Genomic DNA, 16836 nt, shown 5'->3' on the forward strand with positions numbered 1-16836 from the left:
TTATGCAACAGCGTAGTTTTTTCCATTTGGTGGTCATCTTACTACTGATGTCGGCAATATTGAGTGCATGTAATAGGGTGAGAAAGGTCGCCCAACCAAATATGGCTCATGCCGATAGCGTCATTTTCAATGTGGGCGTGATGAAGGACTATGAGCGCATGAGGGCTTTGTCTGATAGTTTCGAGTTGACAAAAGACATTTCATCGCTTGACGCTAACCGTTGGCGTGGTGTGTCATACTATCGGCAAGGACAGTATCGGTTGGCTGAGATATATTACCGTAGAGCTATTGCTGATGATATTCATTCACAACAGGACCTGGTAAGCTATATCAAAGTGGCTCGTCGCCTGTCCGAGTTATTACTCGTGAAGGGCGACTTCGAAGGGGCACTGCGCATCGCTATCCCCGCTATAGCTAAGATGGACGATAAGCAAGTCGGCTCCGATATCGACTATGCTATCTTATTGAATAACATTGGCTGTTGTCAGTTGAATCTTGGACGTGACGAAGAGGCAAATAAGAGTTTCCTCACGGCTCGTGGTCATTATGAGAACCGGTGGAAGACAGATTCAACCAGTCGAGGATTCCAGGAGGCTGTCATCGGAACTGTTTATACCAGCATGGCATACATCAACATGCGACGCTATGCTGAGGCGGTCTATTGGATTGATCGAACGGAGATGTTGCTCAACAAATACCGCCAGTGTCCTGATGCCCGGTCAGAGTATTTCGACGAGTATCAGGGACGTATTGAGATTATGCGTGCCGTTGCCATGCAAGGACTGGACAAGCCCAAAGAAGCGCAGAAAGCATATCAGGCATTCCAAAGAACGAACTACTCAAAGACTGGACCAGGACGTATTAATGCTAACGATTACCTGGTAGCTGCTAAACGTTATGAAGAGGCTGCCGACAACTACCGCTATCTAGATCAGACTTTGAGTAAATGGAGCATGGAGCCCTCTCTCGACAATATACAGTTATATATGTTACCCAAGTTCAGGGCTAACGAAATGGCTGGGAGGCGTGACTCTGCCCGTGTGATAGCTATGCGCATTTTCGAGTTACTCGATACAGCTATCATTAATCAGAAAAACAGTGCCACTGCGGAGCTTGCCACTATTTATGACACACAAGGCAAGGAGGCAGAGATTGCCCAGCAACAGGCCAACCTTAATAAACAACGATTGATCAGTACAGGAGTGGCTATGGTATTGATTATCGTGTTTTTCATTGTCTATACGCTCCATCGACGCGCCGCCACCCATCGTCTGGCTGTTGCCCATAACAAACTGGAGGAAGCACACCAGAAACTGAAGGTTGCATACGACCAGTTGGAAGAGACGACAGCTGCCAAGGAACGTATTGAGAGTGAACTACGTATCGCACGTAATATTCAGCAATCCATCGTACCCAATGTGTTCCCCAAATACAAAGGATTGGATATCTATGCCTATATGATGCCTGCCAAAGAAGTGGGTGGTGACCTCTATGACTATCTGTTAGATGACAATCATATTTATGTCTGTCTGGGTGATGTGTCGGGAAAAGGTGTACCAGCGTCCCTTTTTATGGCACAGGCTGCCCGTCTGTTCCGTGCAATGGCTAAACAGCATATGATGCCTGCTGATATTGCTACCCGTCTGAACGATGAATTGTGCGAAGGTAACGAGAACGGCATGTTCGTTACTATGTTCTTGGCTCTAATCAATCTTGAGACAGGATCGATGGACTTTTGCAATGCGGGGCATAACCCTCCAGTTCTAGGTGACAAGTTCATGGAAATAGAAACCAATGCACCTATTGGTCTCTGGCCTGGCCTGGAGTTCGTCGGTGAGCATGTGGATAATATCAAGGGTAAGTCGCTATTTCTCTATAGCGACGGACTGAATGAAGCAGAAAATAAGGAACAAGTTCAGTTTGGTGATGACCATCTATTGCAAATTCTCGACACGATGCATTTCGACAATGCCCGACAACTCATTGAATATATGAGAGAGGCTGTGGAGAAGCATCGTAACGGAGCTTCACCTAATGACGACCTGACAATGATGGAACTGAAATTCGACAAGACAGACGAATGAGCTCATTAGATATCAATCAAATACGCAAGGACTTCCCTATTCTTGAAAGAGAGGTGTATGGCAGACCCTTGGTTTATCTGGATAACGCAGCAACGACTCAGAAACCACTTAGTGTACTGGATGCCATGAGGGAGGAATACCTCAATGTAAACGCCAATGTTCACCGTGGTGTGCATTACCTCTCCCAACAGGCAACCGACCTTCATGAAGCAGCTCGTGAACGTGTTCGTCAGTTTGTCCATGCAGAGAAGATAGAAGAAATTATTTTCACTCGTGGTACTACAGAGGCTATCAATTTGGTGGCATCATCCTTCTGTGAATCACAGATGCAAGAAGGTGATGAAGTCTTGGTGACAGAGATGGAACACCATTCGAATATCGTACCTTGGCAGTTACAAGCACAGAAACGGGGCATTGTGGTCAAGCATATACCTATCACCGACGATGGTTATCTGGAACTTTCAACTCTCAACTCGCAACTGTCAACCAAAACAAAACTTATCTGTATAGCACATGTCAGTAATGTACTAGGAACCATCAATCCTGTAGAGGACATCATCAAGACTGCCCATGAACGAGGTATCCCTGTCTTAGTGGATGGTGCACAAAGTGCTCCTCATATGACAATAGACGTACAGGCTTTGGATTGCGATTTCTTCGCTTTCAGCGGTCATAAGATGTATGGACCAACGGGAATCGGTGTACTATATGGGAAAGAGGAATGGCTCGAAAAGCTCCCACCCTATCAAGGTGGCGGTGAAATGATAGACAAAGTGACATGGGAGAAAACGACTTTTGAGCGACTTCCTTTTAAATTTGAAGCTGGCACCCCAGATTATGTCGCTACTCATGGTCTTGCGAAAGCAATCGATTATATTGAATCCTTTGGCTTTGAAGCTATCCAGCAACATGAACAAGAACTCACGCGTTACTGCATGGAACAGCTGCAAACAATTCCTGATATCCATATCTATGGTCCACAGCAGTCTATTGCAAAGGATGCTGTCGTCTCTTTCAACGTTGGCAATATCCATCATTTGGATATGGGTACCTTACTTGACCGCCTTGGTATCGCTGTACGCACTGGTCATCACTGTGCACAACCTTTGATGGATCGGTTAGGCATCTCTGGTACCGTCCGTGCCTCCTTTGCCCTTTACAACACCAAGGAAGAGGTGGATGCCCTTGTTGCTGGAATCCGTCGCATCTCGCAGATGTTCTAATTTTGGGGAGTGAAACAAATTGAACGAATCGTCTTTTATGTTAAAAAGTCACTATTACGAAGGAATGATAGAAGCAGGCTGTGACGAAGCCGGGCGTGGCTGTCTGGCTGGTAGTGTCTATGCTGCTGCCGTCATCTTTCCCGCAGACTATCAAAATGCGGAACTGAACGATTCTAAACAATTGACGGACAAACGACGTAAACAACTTCGTGAGATCATCGAACGTGATGCCATCGCTTGGGCAGTAGGCATTGTCACACCTGAGGAAATTGACAAGATCAATATCCTCAACGCCTCCATCCTCGCCATGCATCGCGCTTTGGACCAGTTGAAGGTACGCCCTGAGGCGATTATTATCGACGGCAACCGTTTCAAACCCTATTATGATAGCGGTGAGGGATTAGAGGTAAGAGATGAGAGAAAACCTCTACCACATACTACAATCGTGAAGGGTGACGGTAAATTTCTCTCCATCGCCGCAGCCTCAATCCTTGCCAAGACTTACCGTGATGACTATATGGATTGTTTGGCAGAGGAATATCCACAGTATGACTGGCTCTCTAATAAGGGCTATCCCACAAAAAAGCACCGCGAAGCAATCAGCCAGTATGGCATCACTCCCTACCATCGTAAAACCTTCAATTTGCTGGGAGATGGTCAATTGTCTTTCGATTTCTAAAAAAGAGCCATTGTTGCATTCATTCTTTGACAAGATTTCCGCAGAAAAAAGAGCGGAGAATGTTTGGTGATATGCAGATTTTTGTATAATTTTGCAGCGCCATTTGAATAAATATACCAAACATGAAAGTAAAGAATGACCGATTGGAAGCCTTACGGATGATTATCTCCAGTCAGGAATTAGGCAGTCAGGAAGAGCTATTATCAGCCCTGAAGGAAGAAGGTTTTCAACTGACCCAGGCAACACTGAGTCGTGATTTGAAACAGTTGAAAGTCGCTAAAGCAGCCTCAATGCGTGGAAATTACGTATATGTATTACCCAATGACACGATGTATAAGCGTGTCAGCACTCCCCATAGCGTCCGTGAAATGATGCAAGTACCAGGGTTCCTGAGTATTAATTTCTCCGGCAATATGGCTGTTATCAAGACACGACCAGGTTATGCAAGCAGTATCGCCTATAATATTGACAACAATCATATCGATGAGATTATCGGAACCATCGCTGGTGACGACACCATCTTTATTGTTATCAAACAAGGTATCAGCAAAGAAGAAGTCATCAGGGCTTTAAGTGAAGTGGTACCAAATATGAAATAAAAAGGTAAGAAGTAAAAAATGGAACAAGAAGATATACAGGTTCTGGTGGCAGGACCAGAGCATGAGACATATGTAGACACAATCCTACAAACTATTGCAGATGCCGCCAAGGTGCGTGGTACGGGTATCGCCAAGCGTACCCATGAGTATCTCGCCACCAAGATGAAAGAGGCGAAAGCTGTAATTGCCCTCAAAGGCGACCGTTTCGCTGGTTTCAGCTATATTGAGACATGGGGCAACAAACAATATGTAACTACCAGTGGACTCATTGTGCACCCCGATTTCCGAGGACTGGGTGTGGCAAAGAAGATTAAAGACATGACTTTTTCTCTCGCCCGCACTCGCTGGCCCCACGCCAAAATATTCTCGTTGACGAGTGGTGCCGCCGTAATGAAGATGAATACTGAACTGGGGTACCAGCCTGTAACTTTTGCAGACCTAACAGATGACGAAGCGTTCTGGCGAGGATGTGAGGGCTGTGTGAATGTGGATGTATTACACCGTACTGGTCGTAAATACTGCATCTGTACCGCGATGCTCTACGACCCCGAGGAACACCTTCCCGCAAAAATTCCAGAAGATGTGATTGAGCGAATAAAGAAACTCGATGCAATGTAAAAATTAAAAAATGTAATAAATATGGCAAACAAGAAAAAAGTAGTAGTAGCATTCAGTGGTGGACTTGACACTAGCTACAACGTGATGTATCTGACCAAGGAATTAGGTTATGAAGTATATGCTGCCTGCGCCAACACAGGTGGATTCTCTGCCGAGCAGTTGAAGAGAAACGAAGAAAACGCCTATAAATTGGGCGCTGTGAAATACGTCACGCTTGACGTAACGCAGGAGTATTACGAGAAATCTCTGAAGTTTATGATTTTCGGTAATGTGCTCCGTAACAATTGTTATCCCATTTCCGTCTCTTCCGAACGTATCTTCCAGGCCATCGCCATTGCCCGTTATGCCAAGGAGATCGGTGCCGATGCCATCGCACACGGTTCAACGGGTGCCGGCAACGACCAGATTCGTTTCGACATGACCTTCCTCGTGATGGCACCCGGTGTGGAGATTATCACCCTGACCCGTGACAGGAACCTGACCCGTAAAGAAGAAGTAGACTACCTGAATGCCAACGGCTATTTCGCAGACTTCACGAAGTTAAAGTATTCTTATAATGTTGGTATCTGGGGAACCTCCATCTGTGGTGGTGAATTGCTCGACCCCACCCAGGGGCTGCCCGAGGAAGCCTATTTGAAGCATGTGACGAACCCAGAAAAGGAGTCGTTGTTGAAGATTCAGTTCGAGAAGGGTGAGATTGTGGCTGTGAACGGAGAGAAGTTCGACGACCACATCAAGGCAATCCAAAAGATTGAGGAGATAGGAGCCTCCTATGCCATCGGTCGTGACGCTAATGTTGGTGACACCATCATCGGTATCAAGGGACGTGTAGGATTTGAGGCTGCCGCCCCTAAGCTCATCATTGAGGCACACCGTCTGTTGGAGAAATCCACCTTGAGTAAGTGGCAGCAATACTGGAAAGACCAAGTTGCCAATTGGTACGGTATGTTCTTACATGAGAGCCAGTATTTGGAGCCTGTAATGCCTGATATTGAGGCAATGCTGACCAGCAGTCAGCGCAACGTGACAGGTACTGCTATCCTGAAGTTACGCCCCTATGGTTTTGAGACGGTCGGTATTGACTCTGTCAACGACCTAACGAAATCAAAACTCGGCGAGTATGGTGAGACGCAGACTGGCTGGACAGCTGATGAAGCAAAAGGCTTTATCAAGGTCAGCTCTACCCCACTCCGCGTCTACTACGGAATCCATAAAGACGAAAAGAGATGATTAAAGTAGGTATATTAGGTGCGGCAGGCTATACTGGCGGAGAACTCATCCGCCTGCTGCTCAACCATCCCGAGGCGGAGATTGTCTTTGCCAACTCCGAGAGCAATGCCGGCAATCTGGTATCGGATGTGCACGAGGGTCTGATTGGCGATACCGATCTGAAGTTCACTGACGAGATGCCGTTTGACAAAGTGGATGTTGTCTTCTTCTGTTTCGGACACGGCAAGAGCGAGGCGTTCCTCAAGGAGCACGTCATTCCCGAAAACGTCAAGATCATTGACATGGCACAGGACTTCCGCATCAAGGGCGACCACGACTATGTCTATGGCTTGCCCGAGATTAATAAGGAAGATATTCAGAAGGCGCAGCACGTTGCTAATCCCGGGTGTTTTGCCACTTGTATTCAAGTGGCGCTCCTGCCTGCTGCCAATCTGAACCTGCTGAAAGAGGATGTGGCGGTGAATGCCATCACCGGTTCCACAGGTGCCGGTCAGAAGCCAGGTGCCACCACCCATTTCTCATGGCGCAATAACAACCTCAGCATCTACAAACCTTTCCAGCATCAGCATATCGCAGAAATCCGTCAGTCGTTGAAACAGGTGCAAGGATATCTGGATGCTGACATCGACTTCATCCCCTATCGCGGTGATTTCGCACGAGGTATTTTCTGCACAGCAGTCATCAAGACACTGGCACCCGTTGAGGATGTCATCGAGGCATATAAGGATTTCTATGCCGATGCCGCCTTCACCCACTATAGTGACAAGCCGATAGACCTGAAACAAGTGGTGAATACCAACAAGGCATTGGTACATGTGGAGAAATACGGCAACAAGCTGCTCGTCACCTCTGCTATCGACAACCTGTTGAAAGGAGCCGTCGGACAGGCAGTACAGAATATGAACCTCATGTTCGGTATCAACGAGACTGCAGGACTGAATCTGAAAGCTTCCGCATTCTAAATCTAACGAAGGAGGAAAGACTAACAATTTCTGTATTGTTAGTCTTTTTTCCGATTTTGTAAGTCTTTGTCCATTTGATTTTAGTATCTTTGCAACGATGAAGACAAAGATACGCCATATCACCCATCGCCTTTTAGTGTACCTCTGCCTGGTGACACTACCCTCAACATTATATGCCAGCTCTGACAGCGAGGGTGCCATGTTCCGACAGGTAAAGATCGTGGCAGAACGGCTTGCCAGTCTTCATGTTCCCCGCAGTGGGCACTCCACCTTTTATATAAATGGGGAACTGACGGTGATAGGAGGACATACCTCCGGTTTCATCCCTACTCCCACCGCAGAATATTACAAAGACGGTGAATGGCATCTGATGCAGATGGTCTATGCGCACGACGGCGGCTTAACTGTCCCGTTGAAATCGGGGAAAGTACTCATTGCAGGAGGTTTTGAGAAGCACTTGGGCATCGGTCAGACCTTTGTCGTGGAGAAATATGACCCCGCCGACCACAGTTTTACGGGTTTCGGCTGTCTGGATAAGAAGCGTGTGTCGGCATCAGGTATTGAGCTGGACAGTAGTCAGGTGTATATAGCAGGTAACTGGTATCACGATGATGCTATTGAGCGTTTCGACGGAGTGGAGACGTTCTCGTTTTTCAAGAATGTTACAGAAGAGCGTACCCTCCCTCATCTGCTGCGCATCGCCCCGAATGACATTCTCATTCTCGGAGGTTCAGGCATTCATGGTGAGCCTTTGCATAGCGGTATTGTCGATCGTCTGCATGGCGATACCCTCCACGTTCCTTTGTTAGAGACATGGCGTCCTTTGCGATTCGACTTCGGACATCATTGCGACAATAGTTTCATCGGTAATGCAGAGAAAGGTATTTTTGCCTATCTAATACCTGTGCAGAACGGCGACGGACAGGTAGCCATCGCCCATGTCGAGGGCACCAGTTTCTCCCTGTTGCCTACTGTCTGTCCTATTCCCACAAAGAGTCAGTGGGGCGATATTCGCTATTACACCCCTGTGGTAGTCGACCGTCAGGCAAAGCGGGGATACATGATGGGCATCGACAAGGACTGTCGCCAGTATATCCTCGCCATCGATTATAACAAACGCATTGACAAGGGTGTCCCTCTCACCTTATATTATACTGACCCCTTGCCTGACGTATGCTCGCTTCCTGTGTTAACGCCCGATGGTGATCTGGTGATGGTAGGAGGAGTCAATTTCCAGACCAATAACAATTATTCGCCCAGCGGTTCCGCCTATCTGTTTCATGTCGGCACAACATCTGTTGCTGCCGACCATCAACAGTCATGGTGGCTATGGGTGCTGTTGGCTGTATTGGCTATTATGGCTGTCGTGCTATTCGTTGTCATGAGGAAGCGTCGTCAACAGAAGGTCATGCCTCCTCCAATCAATCCCAACGAGATACTCATCCAACGCATCTGCTTGTTGATGGAAAATCAAAGACTCTTCTTGAACAGCGAGTTGAAAGTTTCCGATGTGGCTGCCGCATTGAATACCAATCAGCGTAATATCTCAGGGTGTGTGAAGTCGATGCGTGACTGTTCCTTCGCGCAGTTTGTCAATAACTACCGCATCGACTATGCCAAGCAATTACTGCGCACCCGTCCGGACATCAAATTGACTGAGGTCTATCTCAAGTCTGGCTTTGCCAACGAGACTTCCTTCTTCCGCACTTTCAAGGCAATAACAGGACAGACTCCCAAGGAATGGATGACAAGCACTGATAGCCTAAAAGGGGTGGAGTGCCTACCTAACAGGGAGGAAGGGGCATACTAACAGGGAGAAAGGGGCATCCTAACAACCGTTCGGCTCCAGCCGAACGACTGAACGGCTCCAGCCAAACAACTGAACGCCTATAGCCGAAATAGAAGACAACAAAAAGTGCTTGGGGTCAAAAAAAGTGATGAAAATCCTACAAATGACTAATAATTTTTGCATGTTAGTCGATTTTCAAAAATTGTTAGTGCCAAAATAGCTAAGAATGACTATATTTGCAAAAATTAAGGCGTGTAACAAGTTAAACTAAAACCTATATATATTATGAAGAAAACTATTTTTACCTTAGCAATGCTGTGTTGCACCATCGTGGGCAACGCACAAGTGACTGACGAACAGAGTGCCATCCTGCAGGTTGGTGACAACGCCCAGATCTTTTATGGAACCAACGCACTGGTAGAAGCATTGGAGGCAGCACCAGACCGTGGTGCCACCATCACCCTCTCATCAGGAACCTTCGCAGGCGGTACCATTACCAAATGCGTGAATATCTATGGTGCCGGCTGGGTAGAGCAGAAAGTTGCCAGAAACAACGACAATCCTTCTGACAACAGTATCCTGCCGACGATTCTCAGTTCTAAACTTACCATCAGCATTCCAGAAGAGCTGACGGCTCCTCACAACATCCATATTGAAGGACTCAGAACTGCCTACAGTATAGGATCTCATCTTTGTGATAAACCTATAGACGGACTGGAAATCATGAAATGCTATATAGTAGACTACAATACAGGCTTTCAATTTACAGCAGAAAACAAGAACGTTGTTTTTACCCAGTGTTACCTTGATGCAGTATATGGTTTAGGTGACGCACTTATTCAAAATTGCGATATAATAAATGGTTGCAATATTACTTGTCTTAACGTTAACGAAAGCCATGTTGTGATTAATCATTGTATAGTAGGTGGTCATTACGGTTATGGCTCATCTTGCAAAGCACTTTTCACCAATAGTATGATTTGGGGTAATTACGGAATTGGCCCCAGCAGTACGGCCCGTAATTGCATGTTTAACATAGGAAGTATTTCCAATGTCGGCAGTGAAGACAATATTTTCAGTGTGGATTATAATCAGATTTTCGAAGATGCTACCAATATCAGTTACACCGATGCCCGCACCTTCAAGATCAAAGACGAACTGGTGGATACCTACATGGGTGGCGATGGCACACAGATTGGCATCAACGGAGGTAACTACCCTTGGAACAAGGCGCCTCATACTCCACTGGTTACAGACTTGAAACTGGCGATTGACGGAACGAACCTGAAGGTGACCTACAATGCAGAGACGCGATAAGTAAGACATCACTCCATAAATACGCTAACAGATGATAAAAGCAATCAAAGGAATGCTGTTAGCCGTGGTGATGATTATCAGCACTGCTGCTGCAGCACAAACAACCATCGCAGGAGGCGAGTACTGGATAGACGGTACGATAGATGCATGTCAGGCGTTATCGTCGGGTGCTTCTATTGACATCAGTGCCCTCCAGCCCGGTCTGCACACACTCACCGTGCGTGTGAAAGACAGCAACGGGCTGTGGAGCAACCAGGTGGCGCGCATCTTCTTCGTATCACCTCCGGGACGCACCGATGCCACCAGCGTGACAGCCTGCGAATACTGGCTGGACGGTGTGAAGAAGCCGGCATACACCACGCTCAATATACAGACCATCGATATCAGCAGCCTTACACCGGGACTCCATACTATTATGGTACGCGTGAAGGACGACCTCGGTATCTGGAGCAACCAGATGAGCCGTATCTTCTTCGTGTCACCTCCGGGACGTACCGACGCCACCAGCGTGACAGTCTGTGAATACTGGCTGGACGGTGTGAAGAAGTCGGAGTACACCACGCTCAACTCACAGGTCATCGACATCAGCGACCTAGCACCGGGTCTGCATAAGGTACTCGTGAGGGTGAAGGACGATCTCGGTATCTGGAGCAACCAGATGAGCCGTACGTTCTTTGTAGCTCCAGGTGCTCAGACCGATGCGACAACCATCACGAAACGGGAGTTCTGGCTGGACGGTGATATCGTTCACCGACAGACCATTGACGACACGCCTGCTGTCATCGACATCAGTGCGTTGGATGCCGGTCTACACATGATGACCATGCGTGTACAGGACGACAAGGGCATCTGGAGCAACCAGATGGCTCGTTCCTTCTATGTGGCACCGCTGCCTGCGCCTACCGCCACGCTCGCCAGATACATGTACTGGATTGACAATGACAAAGAACATGCCGTCACAGGTGACATCACGGACGACAGCGGACAGCTCGTCATCGACCTGGAGCCGCTGGCACTGGAGGATGGAGACCATACACTGACATGGCTGGTCGGTGACTCGAAAGGTGCGTGGAGCGAGAAAGTGATAGAGACCTTCACGGTTGTTACCACTGGCATCAACAATACCCGTATGCCGACTAACCTGCGGAATGACAACTGGTACGACCTGTCCGGTCGTAAACTCAACGGAATGCCCACCCGTCCCGGCATCTATATCAACAACGGTCGGAAGATTGTTGTTAAATAAAAATACCCCGAGGAAAATAACGGGCGGCAGGAGCAAGAGGCTTCTGCCGCCATTTTTATATAAAAAGATGACAAAAACATGAGGATATCTGAGAATTTTACCGTACCTTTGCATCGTTATTTATAAATAAGGTATTAGACATGAAACTATTTGACGTATATCCCCTGTTTGACGTAAATATCGTGAAGGGACAGGGTTGTAAGGTTTGGGACGACAAAGGAGTGGAGTACCTTGACCTGTATGGCGGTCATGCCGTCATCAGTATCGGGCATTCCCACCCTCATTATATCCAGAAAGTAACGGAACAGTTGAACAAGATAGGATTCTATTCCAATTCCGTCATCAATAAGCTACAGGTGGAGCTTGCCGAGCGTCTGGGGAGGATCAGCGGCTACAACGACTACCAGTTGTTTCTCATCAACAGTGGAGCTGAGGCGAATGAGAATGCCTTGAAACTTGCTTCATTCACCAATGGACGTACCCGCGTACTCTCTGCAGAAAAAGCATTCCATGGAAGGACCAGTCTTGCCGTGGAGGTGACGAACAATCCGAAGATTATCGCCCCCATCAACAACAACGGTCATGTCACCTATCTGCCCATAAACGACCTGCCAGCCTGGGAGAAGGAGCTACAGAAGGGAGATGTCTGCGCCGTCATCTTAGAGTGTATCCAAGGGGTGGGCGGCATCAAACTCGCTACGAAGGAGTTTGCACAAGGACTACAGAAACTCTGCAAGGAGCATAACACTGTCCTAATCTGCGATGAGATACAGTGTGGCTACGGACGAAGTGGTAAGTTCTTCGCCCACCAATGGCTAGACATCAAACCCGACATCATCACTGTGGCAAAAGGTATTGCCAATGGTTTTCCAATGGCAGGTGTACTTATCAGCCCCGATTTCAAGCCCGTCTATGGACAGTTAGGAACAACCTTTGGCGGTAACCACCTTGCCTGTGCGGCAGCCCTTTCCGTACTGGATGTCTTTGAACAGGAAGGTCTGGTGGAGAATGCCCGCATTGTCGGAGATTATTTGATAGAGCAACTGAAGGCTATTGATAGTCCGCATATTCAAGATATCCGTGGTCGTGGATTGATGATTGGTATTGACTTGGATATTCCCCAAAAGGATATCCGCCAGCCACTCATCTATCAAGAGCACTGTTTTACTGGTTGTGCGGGTACGAATATCCTACGTCTGCTTCCCCCATTGTGTCTGAGTAAGGCAGAGGCAGACCTGTTTATCGAAAAACTAAAGAAAGTATTAGCATCATTATGAAAATAGCAATGATAGGTGCCGGTGCCATGGGTGGTGCAACGGTAGAAGGGCTCATTAAGGGTGAACGCTTCAAAAACGAAGATATTACAGTAGCAGACCCATCACAACAAGTGTTGGAGAAATTTGCCAGACAGAGTGTGTCAGTAACTACCGACAATCAGATGGCGGCACAAGATGCCGACATTGTCTGTGTCTGTGTAAAACCATGGCTGGTAGAGCAAGTGCTGACAGGTATCAAAGAGGTATTGAATCCTCAAAAGCAGATACTCATCGTCATTGCCGCTGGTGTTTCTTCTGCGAAAATCAAGGAATGGTTACCTGACTGTCCTCCTTTATTCCTGATGATTCCCAATATCGCCATCGCCCAACTTGCCTCTATGACCTTTATCGTTCCCTGTGACGCTGTGACACAACAGCAAACAGAACTAGTAAAGAATATCTTTGATGAGATGGGGCAGACCATCATCACCGACGAGCAGCACCTTGCCGCAGGCACAACATTAGCATCTTGTGGTATCGCCTATGCCATGCGTTATATCCGTGCTGCCTCAGAAGGAGGTGTAGAGTTAGGTTTTAAGGCTGACGATGCGAAACAGATTGTGATGCAGACCATGAAGGGTGCTGTAGAGTTATTGCAGTCTAGCGGTCTACATCCCGAGGCAGCCATCGACCTTGTAACAACCCCTGGCGGTGTCACGATCAAGGGACTCAACGAGATGGAACATGCAGGATTCACATCCGCTGTGATTCGAGGATTAAAAGCAGGAGCGAAATGAATTAATTGTTGAATGTTTAGAGTTTAGAGATATGGATGAGCAACTAAGACAAATTGGGGAACGGCTACGTGGACTACGTGACGTACTTGACATCCCCGTCAGTGAGATGGCAGAAACCATTGGTATCTCCACAGAGAAGTATGAGAAGATAGAGGCTGGTGAGATGGATATCACTATTTCCAACTTGATGAAAATTGCACGTAAATACGGTGTGTCTACGGAAGAGCTGATCTTTGCGGAGTCACCGCACATGACATCGTACTACGTGACACGCAAAGGACAAGGGATGTCCATTGAGCGTACCAAAGCGTACAAGTACCAGAGCCTCGTAGGTGGCTTTGTTGGCCACAAAGCTGATGTCTTCATCGTCACTGTAGAGCCCAAGCCCGGTGCTCGTACCATTTATAAGAACACCCATTCCGGACAAGAGTTCAACATGGTCCTGGAAGGAGCGATGGAGCTCTATATCGGGGGAAAGACCATTGTCCTTGAGGAAGGCGACAGCATCTATTTCGACTCCACCAAGCCCCACGGCATGCTAGCCATTGGCAACAAGGCGGTGAAGTTCCTCGCATTTACAGTAGAATAACACAAAGACTATGATAGAAAGATTTTTGAAGCAGACCAGCTTCTCCTCAGTGGAGGATTACAACAAACATTTGGAGTTCATCATCCCAGAGAACTTCAACTTCGCCTATGACGTGATGGACGAATGGGCAAAAGAAAAGCCCGACGGACTTGCCTTGCTTTGGACCAATGACCAAGGTGAGGAGATTCGTACAACCTTTGCTCAGTTAAAGGAGCAGACTGATCAGGCTGCCTCTTATCTGCAGTCATTAGGTATCGGCAAAAACGACCCCGTAATGCTTATCCTGAAACGTCGTTATGAATGGTGGATCGTTATGCTCGCCCTACATAAGATAGGAGCTATCGTCATCCCTGCCACCCACATGTTGACCAAGCATGATATTGTCTATCGCAATACCCGTGCCTCTGTCAAGGCGATTATCTGTGTAGATGACACATACGTCACAGAACAGATCAAGCTTGCTATCCCCGAGAGTCCGACAGTAAAGAATGTCCTAGTAGTAGGAGAAGCTATAGACACTATAGGTACTGTAGGAACTGTCACCTGGCACGATTATCTGAAAGAGGTCGAACAGGCTCCGAAATTTGTCAAGCCCACCTTTGTCAATGACAATGACGACACCATGCTGATGTATTTCACCAGTGGTACCAGTGGTGAGCCTAAGATGGTTGCCCACGACTACCTCTATGCCATGGGGCACCTGACAACGGGCGTATTTTGGCATAATCTGCATGAAGGTTCCCTACATTTGACCGTTGCCGACACTGGATGGGGGAAGGCTGTATGGGGTAAGTTTTACGGGCAATGGTTCGCTGGTGCTACCGTCTTTGTCTTTGACCATGAGAAGTTTAACGCGGACACGTTACTCCGCCAGATTGAAAAATATCATGTCACCTCTTTCTGTGCTCCTCCTACTATCTACCGTTTCATGATTCGTGAGGATTTGTCGAAATACGATCTCTCCTCATTGGAGTATTGTACCACTGCCGGTGAGGCACTGAATCCCGCTGTCTTTGATAAATTCAAGGAGAAGACAGGTATTCAGATGATGGAAGGTTTTGGACAGACAGAGACAACCATGACACTTGGAACCTTCCCATGGATGAAGCCTAAACCTGGAAGTATGGGTATTCCTAATGCACAATATGATATTGACCTTCTACGTGCCGATGGTACTCCTTGCGAGGACGGTGAAAAAGGAGAGATTGTCGTACGGGTAGGTGACCAAAAGCCTATCGGACTCTTCAAGGAATACTACCGTGACCGGGAATTGACAAAGGAAGCATGGCATGATGGCATCTACCATACAGGTGATATGGCATGGCGTGACGAAGACGGCTACTACTGGTTTGAGGGACGTATTGACGATGTCATCAAATCAAGTGGCTACCGCATTGGCCCGTTTGAGGTAGAGAGTGCTCTCATGACACATCCTGCTGTGGTAGAATGTGCGATTACAGGTGTCCCCGATGACATCCGTGGCATGGTGGTAAAAGCCACCGTCGTCTTAGGCAAGGAATGGAAAGACAAGGCTGGTGACGACTTGGTGAAAGAGTTACAGCAACATGTCAAGAAAGAGACTGCTCCTTATAAATATCCTCGTATCGTCGAGTTCGTTGATGAGCTGCCAAAGACGATTAGTGGTAAGATCCGCCGAGTAGAGATTCGTAATAAAGACAAGAAGCAATGAGACAGCGTATCGTAGTGAAGGTAGGTTCCAACGTACTGACACGTCCTGATGGCAAACTCGATGTCACCCGTATGTCGGCATTGGTCGACCAGATTGCCTGGCTGCGTCAGCAAGACTATGAGGTGATACTGGTCTCCTCTGGTGCAATGGCATCTGGGCGAGGAGAACTGAAAGTCGACCATGACATGGATTCTGTAGAGCAGCGACAACTCTTCTCCGCGCTTGGACAGGCGAAACTCATTGGACTTTATTACGACTTGTTCAGGGAATATCACATGCATGTAGGACAAGTGCTCACCATGAAGGAGAATTTCGAACCTGGTGAGCAGTACGAAAACCAACGTGCCTGTATGACCGTCATGTTGGAGAATGACGTATTACCTATTGTCAACGAGAATGACACTGTCAGTGTCACTGAGTTGATGTTTACCGATAATGACGAGTTGTCAGGACTTATCGCACGTATGATGAATGCTGATACACTGGTCCTGCTCTCCAATATTGATGGTATTTACACCGGACATCCCGATGACCCAGCATCGCAACTGATTCGTAATGTAGAGCCAGGTACAGATCTCAGTCAGTATATTCAAGCAGAGAAGAGTGCTTTTGGACGCGGGGGGATGCATTCCAAATATATGACGGCATGTAAGATTTCCCAAGATGGTATCCGTGTCATTATTGCCAATGGCGAGCGTGACAATATCCTGATTGACTTGGTACAACATCCGCAAGAAATACCACACACTGAATTTTT

Annotated in this window: 14 protein-coding genes and 1 pseudogene; all 15 read left to right on the forward strand. The window is 47.4% G+C overall.

Annotated features, from left to right (window positions below; translation table 11 throughout):
• The first annotated feature begins 2 nt into the window (after positions 1–2).
• Complete coding sequence (locus BM257_RS01185; RefSeq protein WP_255405422.1) at positions 3–2084, forward strand: SpoIIE family protein phosphatase; 2082 nt, start codon at positions 3–5, stop codon at positions 2082–2084.
• Positions 2081–3307, forward strand: a complete 1227-nt coding sequence (locus BM257_RS01190; RefSeq protein ID WP_092067401.1) for an aminotransferase class V-fold PLP-dependent enzyme — start codon at positions 2081–2083, stop codon at positions 3305–3307. Before BM257_RS01185 ends, BM257_RS01190 begins: the two co-directional genes overlap by 4 nt.
• Before the next feature lie 37 nt (positions 3308–3344).
• Complete coding sequence (locus BM257_RS01195; protein ID WP_092067403.1) at positions 3345–3986, forward strand: ribonuclease HII; 642 nt, start codon at positions 3345–3347, stop codon at positions 3984–3986.
• A gap of 122 nt (positions 3987–4108) precedes the next feature.
• Entirely contained in the window at positions 4109–4585 is a 477-nt protein-coding gene (gene argR / locus BM257_RS01200; RefSeq protein ID WP_092067405.1) for an arginine repressor, read from the forward strand.
• A gap of 18 nt (positions 4586–4603) precedes the next feature.
• Positions 4604–5203: a GNAT family N-acetyltransferase gene (locus BM257_RS01205; protein ID WP_092067407.1), complete on the forward strand. Its 600-nt coding sequence runs from the start codon at positions 4604–4606 to the stop codon at positions 5201–5203.
• A gap of 21 nt (positions 5204–5224) precedes the next feature.
• Positions 5225–6433: an argininosuccinate synthase gene (locus BM257_RS01210; protein ID WP_092067409.1), complete on the forward strand. Its 1209-nt coding sequence runs from the start codon at positions 5225–5227 to the stop codon at positions 6431–6433.
• On the forward strand, positions 6430–7395 hold the full coding sequence (gene argC, locus BM257_RS01215; protein ID WP_092067411.1) for an N-acetyl-gamma-glutamyl-phosphate reductase: 966 nt from the start codon (positions 6430–6432) through the stop codon (positions 7393–7395). Before BM257_RS01210 ends, argC begins: the two co-directional genes overlap by 4 nt.
• Positions 7396–7492: 97 nt before the next feature.
• Positions 7493–9205, forward strand: coding sequence for a helix-turn-helix domain-containing protein (locus tag BM257_RS01220; protein WP_092067413.1), 1713 nt, complete (start codon positions 7493–7495; stop codon positions 9203–9205).
• Positions 9206–9469: 264 nt separating this feature from the next.
• Positions 9470–10501: a hypothetical protein gene (locus BM257_RS01225; protein WP_143096696.1), complete on the forward strand. Its 1032-nt coding sequence runs from the start codon at positions 9470–9472 to the stop codon at positions 10499–10501.
• A 31-nt stretch (positions 10502–10532) separates the two neighbouring features.
• Positions 10533–11747, forward strand: coding sequence for a hypothetical protein (locus tag BM257_RS01230; RefSeq protein ID WP_092067417.1), 1215 nt, complete (start codon positions 10533–10535; stop codon positions 11745–11747).
• A 140-nt stretch (positions 11748–11887) separates the two neighbouring features.
• The gene (locus tag BM257_RS01235) at positions 11888–13024 is read left to right on the forward strand and encodes an aspartate aminotransferase family protein (protein WP_092067419.1); all 1137 of its coding nucleotides are present in this window, start codon (positions 11888–11890) and stop codon (positions 13022–13024) included.
• Positions 13021–13800, forward strand: coding sequence for a pyrroline-5-carboxylate reductase (gene proC, locus BM257_RS01240; RefSeq protein ID WP_092067421.1), 780 nt, complete (start codon positions 13021–13023; stop codon positions 13798–13800). The genes BM257_RS01235 and proC overlap by 4 nt, the downstream gene beginning before the upstream one ends.
• A gap of 31 nt (positions 13801–13831) precedes the next feature.
• A complete protein-coding gene (locus BM257_RS01245; RefSeq protein ID WP_092067423.1) occupies positions 13832–14389 on the forward strand; it encodes a helix-turn-helix domain-containing protein in 558 nt (185 codons plus the stop codon).
• 10 nt (positions 14390–14399) lie between these two features.
• Positions 14400–16079: an AMP-binding protein gene (locus tag BM257_RS01250; protein WP_092067425.1), complete on the forward strand. Its 1680-nt coding sequence runs from the start codon at positions 14400–14402 to the stop codon at positions 16077–16079.
• A pseudogene (proB, locus tag BM257_RS01255) lies at positions 16076–16834 on the forward strand (glutamate 5-kinase); the annotation flags it as partial. The gene BM257_RS01250 and the pseudogene proB, both read left to right, overlap by 4 nt.
• Positions 16835–16836: the final 2 nt, after the last annotated feature.

Source organism: Prevotella sp. tf2-5 (genome assembly GCF_900115435.1).
Taxonomy (GTDB): Bacteria; Bacteroidota; Bacteroidia; order Bacteroidales; family Bacteroidaceae; genus Prevotella.